Source organism: Mycobacterium sp. E1747 (genome assembly GCF_001667775.1).
Lineage (GTDB): Bacteria > Actinomycetota > Actinomycetes > Mycobacteriales > Mycobacteriaceae > Mycobacterium.
The window spans coordinates 17057-34390 of sequence record NZ_LZJI01000216.1 but is presented as its reverse complement, the minus strand read 5'-3'; the positions used below and the strand labels follow the sequence as shown (position 1 = coordinate 34390).

20 protein-coding genes and 2 pseudogenes are annotated in these 17334 nt (G+C 68.8%); 12 read left to right on the top strand and 10 right to left on the bottom strand.

The window, feature by feature from the left end; genetic code table 11:
- On the bottom strand, nucleotides 1–168 hold a 168-nt coding region (locus A5695_RS28005), incomplete at its 3' end, for an aldehyde dehydrogenase family protein (protein ID WP_304442352.1).
- Between the two features lie 16 nt (nucleotides 169–184).
- Here A5695_RS28005 and A5695_RS23265 point away from each other — a divergent pair.
- Nucleotides 185–634: pseudogene (locus tag A5695_RS23265) on the top strand (aldehyde dehydrogenase family protein); the annotation flags it as partial.
- Between the two features lie 77 nt (nucleotides 635–711).
- Here A5695_RS23265 and A5695_RS23260 read toward each other — a convergent pair.
- Nucleotides 712–1002, bottom strand: a complete 291-nt coding sequence (locus A5695_RS23260; RefSeq protein WP_068087936.1) for a hypothetical protein — start codon at nucleotides 1000–1002, stop codon at nucleotides 712–714.
- A gap of 194 nt (nucleotides 1003–1196) precedes the next feature.
- Here A5695_RS23260 and A5695_RS23255 point away from each other — a divergent pair, with 194 nt between their 5' ends.
- Nucleotides 1197–2345 carry a thiolase family protein gene (locus A5695_RS23255; RefSeq protein WP_068087934.1) on the top strand — a complete coding sequence of 383 codons (1149 nt, stop codon included), beginning with the start codon at nucleotides 1197–1199 and terminating at the stop codon, nucleotides 2343–2345.
- Nucleotides 2342–3145, top strand: a complete 804-nt coding sequence (locus A5695_RS23250) for a crotonase/enoyl-CoA hydratase family protein (RefSeq protein WP_082946258.1) — start codon at nucleotides 2342–2344, stop codon at nucleotides 3143–3145. The genes A5695_RS23255 and A5695_RS23250 overlap by 4 nt, the downstream gene beginning before the upstream one ends.
- A 7-nt stretch (nucleotides 3146–3152) precedes the next feature.
- Here the strand turns inward: A5695_RS23250 and A5695_RS23245 are convergent, their stop codons facing one another.
- Both A5695_RS23245 and A5695_RS23240 read right to left on the bottom strand, forming a co-directional pair.
- Nucleotides 3153–4169, bottom strand: coding sequence for an NAD(P)/FAD-dependent oxidoreductase (locus A5695_RS23245; protein WP_068087929.1), 1017 nt, complete (start codon nucleotides 4167–4169; stop codon nucleotides 3153–3155).
- Entirely contained in the window at nucleotides 4166–4666 is a 501-nt protein-coding gene (locus A5695_RS23240; protein ID WP_068087927.1) for an isoprenylcysteine carboxyl methyltransferase family protein, read from the bottom strand. The genes A5695_RS23245 and A5695_RS23240 overlap by 4 nt, the downstream gene beginning before the upstream one ends.
- A gap of 171 nt (nucleotides 4667–4837) precedes the next feature.
- On the opposite strand from A5695_RS23240, the gene A5695_RS23235 reads away from it, so the two are divergent.
- Both A5695_RS23235 and A5695_RS23230 read left to right on the top strand, forming a co-directional pair.
- Complete coding sequence (locus A5695_RS23235) at nucleotides 4838–5983, top strand: NAD(P)H-binding protein (protein ID WP_068087925.1); 1146 nt, start codon at nucleotides 4838–4840, stop codon at nucleotides 5981–5983.
- Nucleotides 5980–6699, top strand: a complete 720-nt coding sequence (locus A5695_RS23230; protein ID WP_068087920.1) for a CPBP family intramembrane glutamic endopeptidase — start codon at nucleotides 5980–5982, stop codon at nucleotides 6697–6699. Before A5695_RS23235 ends, A5695_RS23230 begins: the two co-directional genes overlap by 4 nt.
- A gap of 6 nt (nucleotides 6700–6705) precedes the next feature.
- Here A5695_RS23230 and A5695_RS23225 read toward each other — a convergent pair whose 3' ends face one another.
- Complete coding sequence (locus A5695_RS23225; RefSeq protein ID WP_068087919.1) at nucleotides 6706–8046, bottom strand: DUF2867 domain-containing protein; 1341 nt, start codon at nucleotides 8044–8046, stop codon at nucleotides 6706–6708.
- An 85-nt stretch (nucleotides 8047–8131) separates the two neighbouring features.
- A complete protein-coding gene (locus tag A5695_RS23220) occupies nucleotides 8132–8941 on the bottom strand; it encodes an enoyl-CoA hydratase (protein ID WP_068087918.1) in 810 nt (269 codons plus the stop codon).
- A gap of 99 nt (nucleotides 8942–9040) precedes the next feature.
- Here A5695_RS23220 and A5695_RS23215 point away from each other — a divergent pair, with 99 nt between their 5' ends.
- Entirely contained in the window at nucleotides 9041–10126 is a 1086-nt protein-coding gene (locus A5695_RS23215) for a CaiB/BaiF CoA-transferase family protein (RefSeq protein WP_068087916.1), read from the top strand.
- A gap of 45 nt (nucleotides 10127–10171) precedes the next feature.
- Nucleotides 10172–10924: a 3-hydroxyacyl-CoA dehydrogenase gene (locus A5695_RS23210; protein ID WP_068087913.1), complete on the top strand. Its 753-nt coding sequence runs from the start codon at nucleotides 10172–10174 to the stop codon at nucleotides 10922–10924.
- A gap of 175 nt (nucleotides 10925–11099) precedes the next feature.
- Here the strand turns inward: A5695_RS23210 and A5695_RS30070 are convergent, their stop codons facing one another.
- Nucleotides 11100–11222, bottom strand: a complete 123-nt coding sequence (locus A5695_RS30070) for a hypothetical protein (protein WP_003878506.1) — start codon at nucleotides 11220–11222, stop codon at nucleotides 11100–11102.
- Nucleotides 11223–11530: 308 nt separating this feature from the next.
- Here A5695_RS30070 and A5695_RS23205 point away from each other — a divergent pair, with 308 nt between their 5' ends.
- Both A5695_RS23205 and A5695_RS23200 read left to right on the top strand, forming a co-directional pair.
- Nucleotides 11531–13852 carry an MMPL family transporter gene (locus A5695_RS23205; protein WP_068087910.1) on the top strand — a complete coding sequence of 774 codons (2322 nt, stop codon included), beginning with the start codon at nucleotides 11531–11533 and terminating at the stop codon, nucleotides 13850–13852.
- A 64-nt stretch (nucleotides 13853–13916) separates the two neighbouring features.
- The gene (locus A5695_RS23200; protein WP_068087902.1) at nucleotides 13917–14546 is read left to right on the top strand and encodes a bifunctional 2-polyprenyl-6-hydroxyphenol methylase/3-demethylubiquinol 3-O-methyltransferase UbiG; all 630 of its coding nucleotides are present in this window, start codon (nucleotides 13917–13919) and stop codon (nucleotides 14544–14546) included.
- 11 nt (nucleotides 14547–14557) lie between these two features.
- Here the strand turns inward: A5695_RS23200 and A5695_RS23195 are convergent, their stop codons facing one another.
- Nucleotides 14558–15271 carry an NAD-dependent deacylase gene (locus tag A5695_RS23195; RefSeq protein WP_068087896.1) on the bottom strand — a complete coding sequence of 238 codons (714 nt, stop codon included), beginning with the start codon at nucleotides 15269–15271 and terminating at the stop codon, nucleotides 14558–14560.
- A 37-nt stretch (nucleotides 15272–15308) separates the two neighbouring features.
- Here A5695_RS23195 and A5695_RS23190 point away from each other — a divergent pair, with 37 nt between their 5' ends.
- Nucleotides 15309–15674: a GntR family transcriptional regulator gene (locus A5695_RS23190; protein WP_066951550.1), complete on the top strand. Its 366-nt coding sequence runs from the start codon at nucleotides 15309–15311 to the stop codon at nucleotides 15672–15674.
- 26 nt (nucleotides 15675–15700) lie between these two features.
- On the opposite strand, the gene A5695_RS23185 is transcribed toward A5695_RS23190, so the two are convergent.
- Nucleotides 15701–16222 (bottom strand): DUF1697 domain-containing protein, encoded by a 522-nt coding sequence (locus A5695_RS23185; RefSeq protein WP_068087893.1) that lies wholly within the window; start codon nucleotides 16220–16222, stop codon nucleotides 15701–15703.
- Nucleotides 16223–16298: 76 nt separating this feature from the next.
- On the opposite strand from A5695_RS23185, the gene A5695_RS23180 reads away from it, so the two are divergent.
- Both A5695_RS23180 and A5695_RS23175 read left to right on the top strand, forming a co-directional pair.
- On the top strand, nucleotides 16299–16742 hold the full coding sequence (locus A5695_RS23180; protein WP_068087886.1) for a PPOX class F420-dependent oxidoreductase: 444 nt from the start codon (nucleotides 16299–16301) through the stop codon (nucleotides 16740–16742).
- A gap of 36 nt (nucleotides 16743–16778) precedes the next feature.
- Nucleotides 16779–16967, top strand: a complete 189-nt coding sequence (locus tag A5695_RS23175) for a DUF5302 domain-containing protein (RefSeq protein WP_067755834.1) — start codon at nucleotides 16779–16781, stop codon at nucleotides 16965–16967.
- 188 nt (nucleotides 16968–17155) lie between these two features.
- On the opposite strand, the pseudogene A5695_RS29885 reads toward A5695_RS23175, so the two are convergent.
- A pseudogene (locus A5695_RS29885) lies at nucleotides 17156–17299 on the bottom strand (nuclear transport factor 2 family protein); the annotation flags it as partial.
- Between the last annotated feature and the right edge of the window lie 35 nt (nucleotides 17300–17334).

Here is a 17334-nt window from a genome sequence, read left to right as displayed (position 1 = left end):
CGCGTCGGGCCCGCCAACGAGCGCCGTGGCGCCCTCTTCGACACCCGTGCGGATATAGCCCATCACGCGGTTCCGCTGCACCTCCGAGATCACCGGACCGCACAGGGTCCCGGGGTCCTGCGGGTCACCACACGTGACGTTCTCGTAGATGCTCTTGAGGATCTCCACGCCCTCGTCGTAGCGGAACCGCGTGATGGGCTATATCCGCACGGGTGTCGAAGAGGGCGCCACGGCGCTCGTTGGCGGGCCCGACGCGCCCACCGGCTTCGACAAGGGTTTCTACGTTAGGCCAACGCTTTTCACCGACGTCGACAACTCCATGACGATCGCCCAGGAGGAGATCTTCGGCCCGGTGCTCGCCGTCATTCCGTTCGACGACGAGCAGGACGCCATCCGGATCGCCAACGACAGCAAGTACGGTCTGGCGGGCAACGTGATGTCGGGCTCGCTGGAGCGCTCGCTGGCGGTCGCCCGCCGGATCCGGGCCGGCTTCATGGGCGTCAACGGCGGCGCACCGTACGGTGCTGACACTCCGTTCGGCGGTTACAAATACAGCGGGGTGGGCCGGCAGAACGGCGTGGCCGGGTTCGACCAGTACACCGAGATCAAATCGGTCGCCTATCCCGTCGTTTAAGGATCAGCTCGTCGAGATTGCCGTCGCGGCTGCGGATTTGGGTTCAATCGCGACCATGGCGGCAATCTCGGCGAGGGTCAGGCGGGTGCGACGGGCCGCTTCAACGTGCAGACGATGCTCCACTCGAAGTAGTGGTCGCCGCCCTTGTCATAGTCCTTGAAGCGGTGGGCAACCTGGGTGCGCTGCACCGACGACCCCACGATCTCCCAGCCCTGTTGTCCGTAGGCCTGCGTCAGACGGTTGGCCTCGTCCAGCACGGCCTGCAGGGATTCGTTCGTGTACGAGACGAAGGTGCTCTCCCACTGCTGGGGATACCATTTGCCGTCCGATGCCAGCCACCAGCCGGGGCCCGGTGAAGGGGTGCTCACATCGGGGCACGCTACGTCGCCGAGGCCCGCGGAAAAATGGACTGCGCATGACATGGTGCCGAAGAGCTGGTGTCGAGGCCTGAGCCCACCCAAGAGCACCCCGCCCCGCGCCCTCCCAACGCGTTGGCTGACAATCGAGGCAAGGTTCGGATTTCCCCAACACCTGAGGTCTTAGCGTCAAAGGAGACACCACCATGGCAGAAGCCGTCATCGTCGAGGCAGTGCGCTCACCGATCGGGAAGCGCAATGGCGGGTTGTCCGGGGTGCACCCGGTGGACCTGTCGGCGCAAGTGCTCAATGGGTTGGTGGACAAGGCGGGCGTCGACCCCGGCCTCGTCGACGACGTGATCTGGGGCTGCGTGATGCAGGCCGGTGAGCAGGCCCTCGACATCGGCCGCACCGCGCTGCTGGCGGCCGGCTGGCCGGAATCCGTCCCCGGCGTGACCGTCGACCGCCAGTGCGGCTCGAGCCAGCAGTCGATCCACTTCGCGGCCGCCGGCGTGGTGGCCGGCCACTACGACGTCGTCGTGGCCGGCGGCGTGGAGTCGATGTCGCGCACGCCGATGGGTTCGTCGCTGGCCAACGGTGGGCGGCCGTACCCGAAGTCCTTCCTGGACCGCTACGAGGGCCAGATCCCCAACCAGGGCATCGGCGCCGAGATGATCGCCGAGCGCTGGGGATTCGACCGCACCGCGCTCGACGAGTTCTCCCTCGGCTCACACGAAAAGGCTGCCGCGGCACAGGATTCCGGCGCCTTCGATGACCAGATCGTCGGGATCAAGGACCAGGACGGCAACGTGGTCTTGAAGGACGAGGGCATCCGTCGCGGCACCCCGATGGAAAAGATGGCGTCGCTGAAGCCGGCGTTCAAGGAAGACGGCGTGATCCATGCGGGTAACTCGTCGCAGATCTCCGATGGCTCGGCCGCGATCCTCTTCATGTCGGCCGAGAAGGCCAAGGAACTCGGCCTGAAGCCGATCGCGAAGGTGCACACCGCGACGCTGGCGGGCGCCGACCCGGTGATCATGCTGACCGCTCCGATTCCCGCCACCCAGAAGGTGCTGAAGCGCTCCGGCCTGTCCATCGACGACATCGGCGCCTACGAGGTCAACGAGGCGTTCGCGCCGGTGCCGCTGGCGTGGCTGAAAGACATCGGCGCCGACGAGAAGAAGCTCAACCCGAACGGCGGCGCTATCGCGCTTGGGCACCCGCTCGGCGGCTCGGGCGCCCGGATCATGACGACGCTGCTGTACCACATGCGGGACAAGGGAATTCGCTACGGCCTGCAGACCATGTGCGAGGGTGGCGGCCAGGCCAACGCCACCATCGTGGAATTGTTGTGACGGACGTCGACACCGCGGCGCGCGGCGCGCTGACCGAGCGCCGCGGCAACGTCATGGTGATCACCATCAACCGGCCGGAAGCCCGCAACGCGGTCAACGGTGCCGTCAGCATCGGCGTCGGCGACGCGCTGGAAGAAGCCCAACGGGATCGGGAGGTTCGGGCGGTGGTGATCACCGGCGCCGGCGACAAGTCGTTCTGCGCAGGAGCCGACCTCAAGGCGGTCTCGCGTCGCGAGAACATCTACCACCCCCACCGTCCCGAGTGGGGTTTCGCCGGCTACGTGCGCCACTTCATCGACAAACCCACGATCGCGGCGGTCAACGGCACCGCACTGGGCGGCGGCACCGAGCTGGCGCTGGCCAGCGACCTGGTGGTGGCCGACGAGCGGGCCCGGTTCGGGCTGCCGGAGGTCAAGCGGGGACTCATCGCCGCCGCCGGCGGCGTCTTCCGGATCGTGCAGCAGCTGCCGCGCAAGGTGGCGATGGAGCTGCTGTTGACCGGCGAGCCGATCACCGCCGCCGACGCCCTCGAATGGGGCCTGATCAACCAGGTGGCCGGGGAGGGTACGGTGCTGGAAGCCGCGCTGGCGCTGGCCGCGCGGGTGACGGTGAACGCGCCGCTGTCGGTGCGGGCCAGCAAGCGCATCGCCTACGGCGTCGACGACGGTGTCATCACCGACGAAGAGGCGGGCTGGGCGCGGACCATGGAGGAGATGCGCAGCCTGATCAGGTCGGAGGACGCCAAGGAGGGGCCGCTGGCGTTCGCCGAGAAGCGCGAGCCGGTCTGGAAGGCCCGCTAATAATGGCCTAGCTCGCCAGCACGTTCACCCCGCGCTGGAACGCGCCGGGCAGCAGCGTGCACGCCGGCACGATCGCGCGGCGCGCGATCGGCGGCGCGCTCGCCAGCACCAGCGCGCGGGTGAGCAGCCGGTAGTTGCGGGTAATCCGTTGCCACGCAAGCTCATACGACGAAGGCGCCGCGTCGACGATGGCGGTGACGGCCGCGGCAGCCTGCTTCACCGCCAGGCTGATGCCCTCACCGGTCAGCGCGTCCTCGTAGCCCGCCGCGTCGCCCACCAACAGCACGCGCCCCGCGACCCGGCGGGAGACCACCTGGCGCAGCGGGCCGCAACCGCGCGCGTCGCCGCGGGCGGCGTCGCCGAGCCGGCGGGCCAGGCCGGGGAACCAGGCCAGCTCGGGCCGGCCGCGCGACAGGATCGCCACGCCCACCAGCTCGGGCTCCACCGGCGTCACGTATGCCTCGCCCCAGCGCGACCAATGCACCTCGACGAACTCCGACCACGCCGGCACCTGGAAGTGCCAGCGCACGCCGTAGCGTCGCGGCGTTCCGGCCGTCGCCGTGATCCCGACGGCCCGCCTGACCTGTGAGTGCAGTCCGTCGGCCGCCACCAACCATCTCGCGCGCACGCCGGCGGCCGTCACACCGTGAGCGTCCTGTTGCACGGTGGTCACCCGCGCCCGAAGCCATTCGGTGTCTCGCTCTTTGGCGCGCGCGGCCAGCGCCGCGTGCAGTGTGGTGCGACGCACGCCGCGGCCCGGGCCGTTGCGAAACCGCGCCTGGGCGCGGCGGTGTTCGCTCACGTAGGCGATGCCGTGAAAGGGCATGCCGGCCGGGTCGACGCCGAGGGACGTCAGCTCGGCCAGCCCACCGGGCATCAGACCTTCACCGCACGCCTTGTCGATGGGACCCTCGCGCGGGTCGGCGACGATCACCGAAAGTCCCTGCTGCCGAGCGTGTAACGCCGTGGCCAGGCCGCCCGGCCCGCCGCCGACGATCAAGAGATCGGTGTCGAAGTCGCTCACGTGTAGCCCAGAGCGGAGTTCTCGACCTGCAATCGCACCTTGAGCAGCACCGCGTTGGCGAGCGTGAAAACGGCCGCGGTCAGCCACGCCGTGTGCACCAATGGCAGCGCCACCCCCTCAGCCACCACTGCAACATAGTTCGGATGGTGCAGCCAGCGGTAGGGACCTTGGCGCACCAGCGGTGCCTGCGGAAGCACGATGACCCGGGTGTTCCACCGCGGGCCCAGGGTGGTGATGCACCACCAGCGCAGCCCCTGGCTGAGTGCCACCACCGCCAGCATCGGCCAGCCCAGCCATCCGATGAACGGGCGGTGCAGCGCCCACGGCTCGAGAATGCAGCCGACCAGCAGTGCGGTGTGCAGCACCACCATCACCGGGTAGTGCGCTTGCCCAAACTCCTTGGCGCCCTGGGCAAAAGACCACCGCGCGTTGCGCTTGGAGACCACCAGCTCCACGACGCGTTCGATGCCGACAACCAGGACCAGCAGGTAATACATGTCTCCACTATCTTTTCCGATGTCTCATACCGGTTACGGTGCCGCCGCCGCGGGGGTTCAACATCCGCGAGCGTAACGGCATGGTGAAATTCCGGCCCGAAAAGCGGGTCGCCGTCACCGGACCGTGCCCGCCAGGTTTGCGTTCATCGTCGCCGGGCTAGGTTGAAAGGTATGCGGATCCTCGTAACCGGCGCCACCGGATATGTCGGATCGCGGCTGGTCACGGCGCTGCTGGCGGACCGGCACCACGTCGTGGCCGCCACCCGAAACCCTGAGCGACTCAGGCGGTTCGGATGGTTCGACGACGTCACGCCGGTGACCCTCGACGCCGCCGATCCCGGGTCGACGCGAGCGGCCTTCGCCGATGCCGCCCCCGTTGACGTGGTGTATTACCTGGTGCACGCGATCGGGCAACCCGGCTTCCGCGATGCCGACAAGGCCGCAGCCGCGAACGTGGCCGCGGCGGCCAGGGACGCCGGTGTCCGACGGATCGTCTACCTGGGCGGATTCGTCCCCGCCGACGAGGTGCTGTCCGAGCACTTGACCAGCCGCGCCGAGGTGGCCGGCGCCCTGAGGGTCCCGGACGGCCCGGAGCTGGTCTGGCTGGGCGCCGCGATGATCATCGGCGCCGGCTCCACCTCGTTCGAGATGATGCGCTACGTCGGGGACCGATTCCCGCTCCTGCCCCTCCCGAGCTGGATGGACAACCCGATCGACCCGATCTCCATCCGCGACGTGCTGCACTACCTGGTCGTCGCGGCCGATCCCGACCTGTTGCCGCCGGGGGCGTACGACATCGCCGGCCCGGACACCACGTCCTACCGGGAGCTGCTCAAAACGTATGCGCGGATCTCCGGGAGATGGCACGCGGGGTTGCCGGTCGGCAGGGTCGATACCGCGTTGGCGTCACTGGTCACCGGGGTCGCGCTGCCGGTGCCGCCGGGGCTGGCCGGTGATCTGGTCGAGTCGCTCGATCATCCGATGGTGGCGTCCGAGAGCGACCTTCGGATTCGAGTGCCCGACCCGCCCGGTGGGTTGCTCGGCATTCGGGACGCGATTGCCCTAGCCTTGGCCGATCAGCCGCATCGCCCGTCCCCGGTCAACGCCCTGGCCGATCCCCATCACCTGGCCAACACCGACCCCGTGTGGGCCGGCGGGGACGCGCGGCGCATCCGCCACCTCGCGCGGCGGCTCACCCCACCGATCGTGCGGCCGGCTCTGGGACTGGTCAACCTGGTTCCGGGCCCGCTGGCCGGAGCGCTGCGCACCGGCCTTGACCTCCTGATCGCCTTGACCCCGAAGGTGCGTCCCGCATGAGCCAGTCAACCGCCCCGTCCCGCGGCACGCTGTCCGAGCTGCGCCGGGCGCTCACCAAAGTGGCTGTGCCGCATCACGAATCGCCCGCCGTGGTGCGGCGTCGGCGGGTCATCGTGGCCATCACTGTGGTCATCGGTGCCGCGGTGCTCGCGTTTTCGTTGCGGCGCCACCCGGGTGATTCGAGCTTCTACTGGCTGACCTTGGCGCTGGCGGGGGTGTGGGTCGTCGGCGGGTTCGTCTCCGGCCCGCTGCATCTGGGTGGCATCTGCTGGCGCGGCCGCAATCAGCGGCCGGTCATCACCGGCACGGGGATCGGCCTGCTGCTCGGCGGGGTCTTCCTGGTCGGCGGGCTCATCGCCCGGGAGATCACACCCATTGCCGAGCTCATCACCCGGGTGCTGGAATACGCCCACCACGGGTGGTATCCGGTGATCGTGGCCATCACGCTCATCAACGGCGTCGCCGAGGAAGTGTTTTTCCGCGGCGCGCTCTATACGGCCCTGGGCCGGTTTCACCCCGTCTTGATTTCGACGGTCCTCTACACGATCGCGACGCTGGCCAGTGGCAATCCGATGCTCGGATTCGCCGCGGTCATCCTGGGGACGGTGTGCGCGTTCGAGCGCCGGGCGACCGGCGGTGTCCTGGCGCCGGTGCTCACCCACCTGGTGTGGGGGCTGATCATGGTCCTCGCGCTGCCTCCGATGTTCGGCGTCTGACGCCGGCTACCGGGCCGAATCGACGACCCGGCGGGCGAGGGCGCGCATCGCGGCGTTGTGGGCGGGCCGCGCGAAGAACCAGTACACCCGCCCCGGAATGCCCCGCGGCAAAAAGATGGATCGTTGGGTGTAGCGACTGCCACGGCCGTCCCGCTGCGTGACCGCGATCTCGAGCCACTCGCGTCCCGGCGCCCGCTTGGTGGAGCGCAGCCGCAGCAGGGTCCCCGCCGCGCGCTCCTCGACCCGCCAACCACCCGACCGCCCATCCACGGCGTTCTCCGCCGCCTGCCACACGTTGGCGGGTTCGGCCGCGGTTTCGGCGGTGCGCACATCGGTGTAGACGATCTCGCCCGCCCAGTCCGGGTCGCTGGGCAGCGCCTCGGCCGGTTCGGACCGCAACGACGACCACGAGGGTTCCGGCATGCCCCGCGCGGCCCGGTCAAGCGCCAGTTCGACGGACCGGCGATAGCCGGTCAGGCCGCCGGTCGGCGGCTCGATGATGCCGTCGACATCGTGGTTGCGCATCACCGCGTCGCACTCCAGCGATTCGATGAGCGGCCGCGCCAGCCCTGGCGGGATCGGCGTCACGGTGCCGACCCAAAGGCTGGCGATCGTGGGCGTCAGGAACGGCAGCACGATCAGATAGCGCCTGCCCAGCCCCGCCACGTCGGCGTAGACGCGCATCATGTCGCCGTACTCCAGGACGTCGGGTCCGCCGATGTCCCAGGTGCGCGATGACGGGACCGGCGCCGTGGCCGCGGCAACCAGGTAGTACAGCACGTCGCGCACCGCGATCGGCTGGATCTTGTTGTGCACCCATTTCGGCGTGGTCATCACCGGCAGCCGGTCGGTGAGGTGCCGAATCATCTCGAACGAAGCCGATCCCGAGCCGACCACGACACCCGCCTGCAGCACGACGGTTTCGATGCCCGAGGCGATCAGCGCGTCGCCGACCGCCGCTCGCGACTCGAGGTGCGGCGAGAGCTTGCCGCCCTCGGGATGCAGCCCGCTCAGGTACACGATGCGCCGCACGCCAGTGCGTCGCGCCGCCGTCACCACGTTGCCGACCGCACGGGATTCCTCGTCGGCGAAATCCGTCGACGTGCCCATCGAGTGGACGAGGTAGTAGACGACGTCGATCCCGTCGAAAGCCGCGATCAGGGAATCGACGTCCCCCAGATCGCCGCGCGCGACTTCGGCCCGCTGCCGCCACGGCACGTCCTCCAGCTTGGCCGGGTTGCGGGCCAAGGCGCGGACCCGGTGACCTTCGTCCAGCAGTCGCGGCGCCAACCGGGCGCCGATGTAGCCGGTCGCCCCGGTCACGAGACAACGCAGCTGTCCAGCCATGGAATCTCCGTTCGTCGCCTTCGGAATTATTCGACCCGACGCGGGGGAGGATTACCGGCTTTGGCCGCCCGTAAGCGCCATAGCGTCAGCGATCGGTGAAGTCCGGCGTGCGGCGCTGCTGGAAAGCGGTTGTGCCCTCGGCGAAATCGTGTGAGCGCAGCAGGACGGCCTGGCCCTCGTATTCGCGCTGCAGGGCCGGATCCAGCTGGGTGAGCGTGGCCGCGTTGATGGCGAGCTTCGTCTTGCCGAAAGCGACCGCGGGGCCCGCCAATAGCCGCGCGATCACTTTGTCCACCTCGGCCTCGAACTCGTCGGCTGGGTAGACCGCGCTGACCAGACCCCAGGACAGCGCCTCGGCGGCCGGTAGGCGGTCGGGCAGTAACGCCATGTGCATCGCCCGGATGCGGCCAACGGCGGCGGCGATCAGCGCGGACGCGCCGCCGTCGGGCATCAGGCCGATCTTGGTGAAGGCGAGCATGAAAAACGCGCTCTCCGAGGCCAATACGATGTCACAGGCGAGCGCCAGGGAAACCCCCACGCCGGCCGCCGGTCCCTGTACCGCGGCCACCACGGGGTGCGGCACGGCCGCAATCGCCCGGATCAGCCGGTTGATCTGCAGCACGATCTCGTCCGGCGGGGCCCCGGTCTCGGACACGTCGTCGGCGCTGATACCCGCGCCGGAACAGAACCCTCGGCCCGCACCGCCCAGGCGCACCACCCTCACCTCCGGGTCGGTGGCGGCGCGCTCCATCGCGTCGGCGATGCCGGTAATCACCGGCACGGTCAGGGAATTGAGGCTGTCCGGCCGGTCGATGGTCACCGACAGCACGCCGTCGGACAGGGTGACGGAAAGGCCTGCGACGGGCGCCAGCGTGTCGATCGCGGATCGGGGCATGGGCTCACCCTAAGTGACCGGGCTGCACGCCCGTCGAACGCGGCTGCGAAGATGCCAACAACAACAACGGGCGTCGGGCAGACGAAAGGTCGGTAGATCGTGGCTGGACCGCTGAAGGGGCTTCGGGTCGTCGAGTTGGCCGGCATCGGGCCGGGCCCGCACGCGGCGATGATCCTCGGGGATCTGGGCGCCGACGTGGTACGCATCGATCGGCCGTCCACCGGGCCGAGTGGGGGCGCCAAGGACGCCATGCTGCGCAACCGGCGGATGGTGACCGTCGACTTGAAGTCCGACGAGGGGCGCGCCGTCGTGCTCCAGCTCGTCGCCAAGGCCGACGTGTTGATCGAGGGCTTCCGGCCCGGTGTCACCGAGCGGCTCGGGCTGGGCCCTGAGGACTGCGCGAAGGTCAACGAGCGGCTGATCTACGCCCGGATGACCGGCTGGGGACAATCCGGCCCCCGCAGTCAGCAGGCGGGCCACGACATCAACTACATCTCGCTCAACGGGATCCTGCACGCCATCGGCCGGGCGAACGAGCGGCCGGTGCCGCCGCTGAACCTGGTCGGCGACTTCGGTGGCGGCTCGATGTTCTTGTTGGTCGGCATCCTGTCCGCGTTGTGGGAGCGGCAGACTTCGGGCAAGGGTCAGGTGGTCGACGCCGCGATGGTCGACGGCTCCAGCGTGCTGGCCCAGATGATGTGGCAGATGCGCGACTTCGGGATGTGGACCGATGTGCGCGGCACCAACATGCTCGACGGCGGCGCGCCCTACTACGACACCTATCAGTGCGCCGACGGTCGCTACGTCGCCGTCGGCGCCATCGAGCCGCAGTTCTACGCGGCCATGCTGGCGGGGCTCGGCCTGGACGCGGCGAACCTGCCGGCGCAGAACGACGTCAGCCGCTGGCCCGAGCTGCGCGCCGCGCTGACGGCGGCCTTCGCCGGCCACGACCGCGACCACTGGGCCAAGGTCTTCGCCGATTCCGACGCCTGCGTGACCCCGGTTTTGGCATTCGGCGAGGTGCACACCGAACCGCACATCACCGAGCGCAAATCCTTCTGCGAGGTGGACGGCGGCCGGCAGCCGTCGCCCGCACCGCGGTTCTCCCGCACCACCCCGGACGTGCCCCGCCCGCCGACCGCGCCGCTGCCCGACGTGCAAGCGGTGCTCGCCGACTGGGTATAGTCCCCAACCAACTGGTTGGCTGGACTCGTGAAGAAAGGACTCTCAATGAAGATCAAAGACGCCGTCGCCGTCGTCACCGGGGGCGCCTCAGGCCTGGGCCTGGCCACCACCAAGCGGCTGCTTGACGCCGGCGCGCAGGTCGTCGTCATCGACCTGCGCGGCGAAGAGGCGGTCCAGGAGCTCGGCGAACGTGCCCGTTTCGTGCAGGCCGACGTCACCGACGAGGCCGCCGTCGGCAAGGCGCTGGACACCGCCGAGTCGATGGGTCCGCTGCGCATCAACGTCAACTGCGCGGGCATCGGCAACGCCATCAAGACCCTGTCCAAGGACGGCCCTTTCCCGCTGGACGCGTTCAAGAAGGTGGTCGGGGTCAATTTGATCGGAACGTTCAACGTGCTGCGGCTGGCCGCCGAGCGCATCGCCAAGACGGAGCCGCTCGGTGAGGAGCGCGGCGTGATCATCAACACCGCCTCGGTGGCGGCGTTCGAGGGCCAGATCGGCCAGGCCGCCTACTCGGCGTCCAAGGGCGGCGTGGTCGGCATGACGCTGCCGATCGCCCGCGACCTGTCGCGCGAGCTGATCCGCGTGGTGACCATCGCCCCCGGGTTGTTCAAGACCCCGCTGCTGGGCTCGCTGCCCGAGGAGGCGCAGGCCTCGCTCGGCAAGCAGGTTCCGCACCCGGCCCGGCTGGGGGACCCCGACGAGTACGGTGCGCTCGCGGTGCACATCATCGAGAACCCGATGCTCAACGGCGAGGTCATCCGCCTAGACGGCGCCATCCGCATGGCGCCCCGCTAGAGGCCATCGAAAGGCATTGAAAGGCCATCGAAAAGCCATCGAAACGCTATTGAAAACGAAAGCCCCCCGCGCGTCGCGGGGGGCTTTCGTCAAGGAGAAAGAACTTATCGTCGGAACCATCGACTGACAGCGGGTTCGGCCATCAACAGCCGTGCGAGCATGCTCATGGCGCTGCTCAGCTCGCCGCTTGCAGTTCGTCGAACTGCTCCGAGGTTTCGCCTTCCACCAGTACGTCGCCGTGGTAGAGGGCTTCGAAGTCAACTTTGATGACGTCGGCACTTGTGTCGTCGATCCACATGACACTGAGCGTATGGGCCACCATTAAGGAATCTTTGAGTCACGATTCGGAAAATGATGGCAATTTACCCGCCGGTAGGTTGTAGGCGCTCTAGCGCGGCGTTCAGGCTCCTGACCTGCTCACTTGCCGCACAATTTTCTGTCCGGACTCTTAACGTCGCCGGGGTTTAAGCGCCGCGTTGAACCGTCTTCCCGGCGCCCCCGTGCCTAAGAAGGAATCTGTTTGACGCGTGAAAACTAGCGTTTGTTACGTTGACGCGGAAAGGCCAGCGGCCAGCGCGATCAGCACCGGCGGCGGAAGGGCTCGACATGCTGCAGGGGATCGCCCGGGTGGCCATCGCGGCGCCGCGGCGCATCATCGCAGTCAGTGTCCTGGTCTTCATCGCCGTCGCGGTCTTCGGCATCCCGGTCGCCAAGAGCTTGTCGCCTGGAGGTTTTCAGGATCCGGACTCCGAGTCCGCCCGCGCGATTGCGGTGCTGACCGACAAGTTCGGGCAGAGCGGTCAGCAGATGCTGATCCTGGTGACCGCGGCCGGGGGCACCGGCAGCGAACAGGCCCGCAGCGTCGGCACCGACCTCGTCACCCAGCTGCAGAAGTCCCCGCTGGTCTACAACGTGACGTCACCGTGGACCGTGCCCCCGCAGGCCGCAGCAGACCTGATCAGCCGCGACGGCAAGACCGGCCTGCTTGTCGTCAACCTCAAGGGCGGCGAGAACCACGCGCAGGGCAACGCCGAGACCGTCGCCGACCAATTCATCCACGACCGGGACGGCGTCACGGTCCGCGCGGGCGGCGCCGCGATGCAGTACGCCCAGATCAACACGCAGAACCAGGCCGACCTGCTGGTGATGGAGATGATCGCGCTGCCGCTGAGCTTCCTGATCCTGATCTGGGTGTTCGGCGGGTTGTTGGCCGCGGCGTTGCCGATGGCGCTGGGCGCGCTGGCCGTCGTCGGGTCGATGACGGTGTTGCGGCTGATCACGTTCACCACCGAGGTGTCGATCTTCGCGCTGAACCTGAGCACCGCGTTGGGCCTGGCGCTGGCCATCGACTACACCCTGCTGATCGTCAGCCGCTACCGCGACGAGTTGGCCGAGGGCAGCGACCGGGAGCGGGCGCTGATCCGGACCATGGCTACCTCGGGGCGCACGGTGTTGTTCTCCGCGGTCACCGTCGCGTTGTCGATGTCGGCGACCGTGGCGTTCCCCATGTATTTCCTCAAGTCGTTCGCCTACGCCGGGGTGGCGACCGTCGCGTTCGTCGCGACCGCCTCGATCGTGATAACCCCGGCCGCCATCGTGCTGCTGGGTCCACGCCTGGACGCGCTCGACGCGCGCCGGCTGATGCGGAGAGTCTTCCAGCGACCCGAGCCGGTGCCCAAGCCCGTTGAGCAGCTGTTCTGGTACCGGTCGACCAAGCTGGTGATGCGCCATTGGGCCCCGATTGGCCTGACCGTCGTCGCTCTGCTGCTCCTGCTCGGGTCTCCGTTCATCGGCGTCAAGTGGGGCTTTCCGGACGACCGGGTGCTGCCGCGTTCGGCGTCGTCGCATCAGGTGGGTGACCAACTGCGCAACGATTTCGCGCACGACTCCGCGACGGCCGTGCCGATCGTCGTCCCCGATGCGCGCGGCCTCGGACCCGGGGACCTCGACCGCTACGCGGCCGACTTGTCGCGGGTGCCCGACGTGTCGGCGGTGTCGGCCCCCGGCGGGACGTTCGTCGGCGGCAACCGGACCGGGCCCCCGGCCGGGGCCACCGGGCTGGCCGACGGCAGCGCCTTTCTGACCGTCAGCAGCACGGCCCCGCTGTTCTCCCCGGCGAACGACACCCAGCTCGAGCGGCTGCACGAGGTGCCGGGACCGGCGGGCCGATCCGTGATGATGGGCGGGGTCGCCCAGGTCAACCGCGACAGCGTCGACGCGGTCACGGACCTGCTTCCGCTGGTCCTCGGGCTGATGGCCGCGGTCACGTTCGTGTTGCTGTTCCTGCTGACCGGCAGTGTGCTGTTGCCGGCCAAGGCGCTGGTCTGCAACTTCCTGTCGCTGACCGCGGCGTTCGGCGCGCTGGTCTGGATCTTCCAGGACGGGCACCTGGGCGCGCTCGGGACGACGCCGAGCGGGACGCTGGTCGCCAACATGCCGGTGCTGCTGTTCTGCATCGCCTTCGGACTGTCGATGGACTACGAGGTGTTCCTGCTCTCGCGCATCCGCGAGTACTGGCTGGCGTCCGGGGCGGCACGGCCGGCCAGGCCGACCGCGAAGGCGGCGCACGCCGCCAATGACGAGAGCGTGGCGCTCGGCGTCGCCCGCACCGGCCGTGTGATCACGGCGGCCGCGCTGGTGATGTCGATGTCGTTCGCCGCGCTGATCGCCGCCCACGTCTCGTTCATGCGGATGTTCGGCCTCGGCCTGGTGCTCGCCGTCTTCGCCGATGCCACGCTGGTGCGGATGGTTGTCGTGCCGGCCTTCATGCATGTGATGGGCCGGTGGAATTGGTGGGCGCCCAAGCCCCTGGCGTGGCTGCACGACAGGTTCGGCATCAACGAGGGCGGGGCGGTCGAGACCGGCCACCCCGAGCCGGTCCCGGTCGACGGCAAACCGCTGGGGGAGCCGGTGCCCAATATCGGTTGACGCGCCGACCGATCCGTCGGTAAGACCTAAATTTCTTTGGCCAAGAGTCGGAAGGTTGACCTGTATGACAACGGCGGTGGACAACCCGTTCTTCGCACGCATCTGGCCCGTCGTCGCCAGCCACGAAACGGAGGCGATACGCGCCCTTCGCCGGGAGAATCTGGCCGGGTTGTCGGGGCGGGTGCTGGAAGTCGGGGCGGGCATCGGGACGAACTTTCCGCACTATCCGGAGTCGGTCCACGAGGTGGTCGCCATGGAGCCCGAGCCGCGGCTGGCGGCCCAGGCGCGCGCGACGGCGGAGGTGGTGCCGGCCCGCGTCGTGGTGATGGACGAGACGGCCGAGGGCTTCAGCGGCGATGAGCCGTTCGACGCGGTGGTGTGCTCGCTGGTGTTGTGCTCGGTGCGCGACCCCGGCGGTGTGCTGCGGCGGCTGTACTCCGCGCTGCGCCCGGGCGGGGAGCTGCGGTACCTCGAGCACGTGGCGAGCGCCGGCGCGCGTGGCCGCCTGCAACGGTTCGCCGACGCGACGCTGTGGCCCCGGTTGTTCGGCAACTGTCACACCCACCGCGACACCGAGCGCGAGATCATCGACGCCGGATTCGAAGTCGACGTTTCGCGGCGCGAGTTCACGTTGCCGGCGTGGGCGCCGATGCCGGTGTCGGAACTCCTGCTGGGCCGCGCCCGCCGGCCCTGATTGCGGCGGGGCTATTTCAGCAGGGCGGGCAGCCGCTGCAGCAGCCCGGGCAGGGCCCGGCCGGCCGTCTCGCGGATGCTGATCGTGGCGTGCCGCGACAGCGGGGTGACTTCGGGGTTGACCTCGATGACGGCCGTGCCGCGCGACAGCGCCAGCTCGGGGAGCCCGGCGGCCGGGTAGACGATCGCCGACGTTCCGACCACCACCATCACGTCGGCGGCCTCGGTCGCCTCGACGGCGGACTGCCACGGTCCATCGGGCAGCGGCTCACCGAACCACACGATGTCGGGGCGGATCAGGCCGCCGCAATGACAGACCGGGGGTTCCACCTCGAGTGTTGGTTCGGGCATCTTGGGCAGCGCGCCGGTATACGGCATACCGCAACGGTCGCAACGGAATTCGAACAGGCTGCCGTGCAGGTGGTGGACCGGCACGCTCCCGGCGCGCTCGTGTAGGTCATCGACGTTCTGGGTGATGACGCTGACCTCGGCACCGTCCTGCCAGGCCGCGATGGCGTGGTGTCCGGCGTTGGGCGCGACGTCGGCGACCAGATAGTGACGCCAGAGGTACCAGCCCCACACCCGCTCGGGATTGTCGCGCCACCCCTGTGTGCTGGACAGCTCGTAGGGATCGAAGCGGGCCCACAACCCGTTCTTGTCGTCGCGAAAGGTCGGCACCCCGCTCTCCGCGGAGATCCCCGCGCCGCTCAGCACCGCTATTCGCATCCCACAAAGATAGCGGTGCTTGGGACATACTGAAGAGGTGGAGCTGCGGGATTTGCTGAAGGTCGACATGAAGGCAGGCAGGCCGCTGTTCGACCAGCTCAGGACCCAAGTCATCGACGGCGTCCGCGCCGGCGCGCTGCCGCCCGGGACCCGCCTTCCGACCGTGCGCGATCTGGCCGGCCAGCTGGGGGTCGCGGCGAACACCGTGGCCCGCGCCTATCGGGAACTCGAGTCGGCGGCGATCGTCGAAACGCGGGGGCGCTTCGGCACTTTCATCTCCCGCTTCGACCCGACCGACGCGGCGATGGCGGCCGCCGCCAAGGAGTACGTCGAGGTGGCCCGCGCGCTGGGGCTGACCAAGTCCGACGCGATGCGCTACCTCACCAACGTGCCGGATGACTGAACCCAATCGGCTTGTCGCGCAGCGCTTTAGCGCAATACTTTGGCCAGCGTGCGCAGATTGCGTGTCGTCGTCGACGACTTGTAGCGGGGCTTGCCCATCGTCTTGCCGATCGTGCTGTCCAGGGTGGCACCCTTGGGCACCTGCCAATAGATCACGCCGTCGCCCGGGCTGATCTTCTCGTCGGGACCGGCTTTCTCGCCGAGGGCGACGAGTTCGTCGAGCACCGCGTCGTCGGCGACGAACGTGACGTAGGACTGGTAGCCGTCGACCTCGGGCTCGAAGGGGTAGGCGTCCACGACGGCGCGTACCGCTTCGAGGTCATAGACGAGCACCCACGCGTCGTAGCCGAAACCGTCGCGCAGCGCGGCTTCGGCCTTCTTGCGCACTCCCGCGGCGCGGGCGGACGACTTCAGCAGGATGTTGCCGCTGGCCAGGATGGTGCGCACGTTGGTGAAACCCGCAGCGGTCAGCGCGCCCGCCACCTCGGCCATCTTGAGGTTGACGCCGCCGACGTTGACTCCGCGCAGGAACGCCGCGTAGTTGGTCATGATCCGATTTCACCAGGGCGGCCCGTGCCGGCGCGATCCGGGACCGGTCGCTGGCCGCGCGACGTAGGCTGCTGGGATGGGACGCCAAGTTTTCGACGACAAGTTGCTGGCCGTGATCAGTGGAAACTCCCTCGGCGTGCTGGCGACCATCAAACGTGACGGCCGACCGCAGCTATCCAACGTCAGCTACCACTTCGACCCGCGTGACTTGGCCGTGCGGGTGTCGATCACCGAGCCGCGGGCCAAGACCCGCAACCTGCGCCGCGACCCGCGGGCGTCGATCCTGGTCGACGCCGACGACGGGTGGTCCTATGCGGTGGCCGAGGGCACGGCCACGCTGACACCGCCGGCGGCCGACCCGGGCGACGACACCGTCGAGGCGCTGATTGCCTTGTACCGCAACATCGCCGGGGAACACCCGGATTGGGACGAATACCGCCAGGCGATGGTCACCGATCGGCGGGTGCTGTTGACCCTGCCGATCTCGCACGTGTACGGCATGCCGCCCGGGGTGCGGTAACCGCCGAATCGGGCCATCGGAGGCTAGGCTGCCGCTATGGCTGAATCGAAGTCCTCCGAGGCGCCGGAATCGGACGACGACACCAAGCGCAAGTTCCGCGAGGCCCTGGACCGCAAGCTGGCCAAGTCGTCGGGCGGGTCTGACCACAAGGACAGCGGCGGCAAGCAGTCGCGGGCGCACGGCCCGGTCGAGAACCGGCGCGAGTTCCGCCGCAAGAGCGGGTGAGGATCGGATGTTAGTCGTTGTCGCCCAACGGCTTTCCGCTCATGGGTGACGTGAACACGCCGATCGAGGGGTCGGCCCGGCCCGCTTTGCCGCGCAGGCTGCCGCACGTGCTGGGGTGGGTTGGTTGTGGTGACGTTGTGCTGCGAGACTCGCACATACGGTTCGGCCGCCGGCAGCTGCGCGATGAACTGTTCGACGCCACCCGTCGAGAACGAGCCGTGCGAGTCGGTCGCCTCGGGGTGGTAGAGGTTGCGCAGCGTTTCATAGTCGGCGCGGTCGACGGCCCGGCAATAGGCGGTGACGAGCGCATGCAGTTCGTCGCGGGCCAGCATTAGCCCCAATCGGGCCTCATCCGCCGCCACGTCAC

Bases quoted from the DNA above. Each gene is read 5' to 3' on its own strand.
- A5695_RS23255 (WP_068087934.1), top strand. From the start codon at position 1,197: ATGGCAGAAGCCGTCATCGTCGAGGCAGTGCGCTCACCGATCGGGAAG.
- A5695_RS23240 (WP_068087927.1), bottom strand. From the start codon at position 4,666: ATGTATTACCTGCTGGTCCTGGTTGTCGGCATCGAACGCGTCGTGGAG.
- A5695_RS23235 (WP_068087925.1), top strand. From the start codon at position 4,838: ATGCGGATCCTCGTAACCGGCGCCACCGGATATGTCGGATCGCGGCTG.
- A5695_RS23230 (WP_068087920.1), top strand. From the start codon at position 5,980: ATGAGCCAGTCAACCGCCCCGTCCCGCGGCACGCTGTCCGAGCTGCGC.
- A5695_RS23225 (WP_068087919.1), bottom strand. From the start codon at position 8,046: ATGGCTGGACAGCTGCGTTGTCTCGTGACCGGGGCGACCGGCTACATC.
- A5695_RS23220 (WP_068087918.1), bottom strand. From the start codon at position 8,941: ATGCCCCGATCCGCGATCGACACGCTGGCGCCCGTCGCAGGCCTTTCC.
- A5695_RS23210 (WP_068087913.1), top strand. From the start codon at position 10,172: ATGAAGATCAAAGACGCCGTCGCCGTCGTCACCGGGGGCGCCTCAGGC.
- A5695_RS30070 (WP_003878506.1), bottom strand. From the start codon at position 11,222: ATGTGGATCGACGACACAAGTGCCGACGTCATCAAAGTTGACTTCGAA.
- A5695_RS23205 (WP_068087910.1), top strand. From the start codon at position 11,531: ATGCTGCAGGGGATCGCCCGGGTGGCCATCGCGGCGCCGCGGCGCATC.
- A5695_RS23200 (WP_068087902.1), top strand. From the start codon at position 13,917: ATGACAACGGCGGTGGACAACCCGTTCTTCGCACGCATCTGGCCCGTC.
- A5695_RS23195 (WP_068087896.1), bottom strand. From the start codon at position 15,271: ATGCGAATAGCGGTGCTGAGCGGCGCGGGGATCTCCGCGGAGAGCGGG.
- A5695_RS23185 (WP_068087893.1), bottom strand. From the start codon at position 16,222: ATGACCAACTACGCGGCGTTCCTGCGCGGAGTCAACGTCGGCGGCGTC.
- A5695_RS23180 (WP_068087886.1), top strand. From the start codon at position 16,299: ATGGGACGCCAAGTTTTCGACGACAAGTTGCTGGCCGTGATCAGTGGA.
- A5695_RS23175 (WP_067755834.1), top strand. From the start codon at position 16,779: ATGGCTGAATCGAAGTCCTCCGAGGCGCCGGAATCGGACGACGACACC.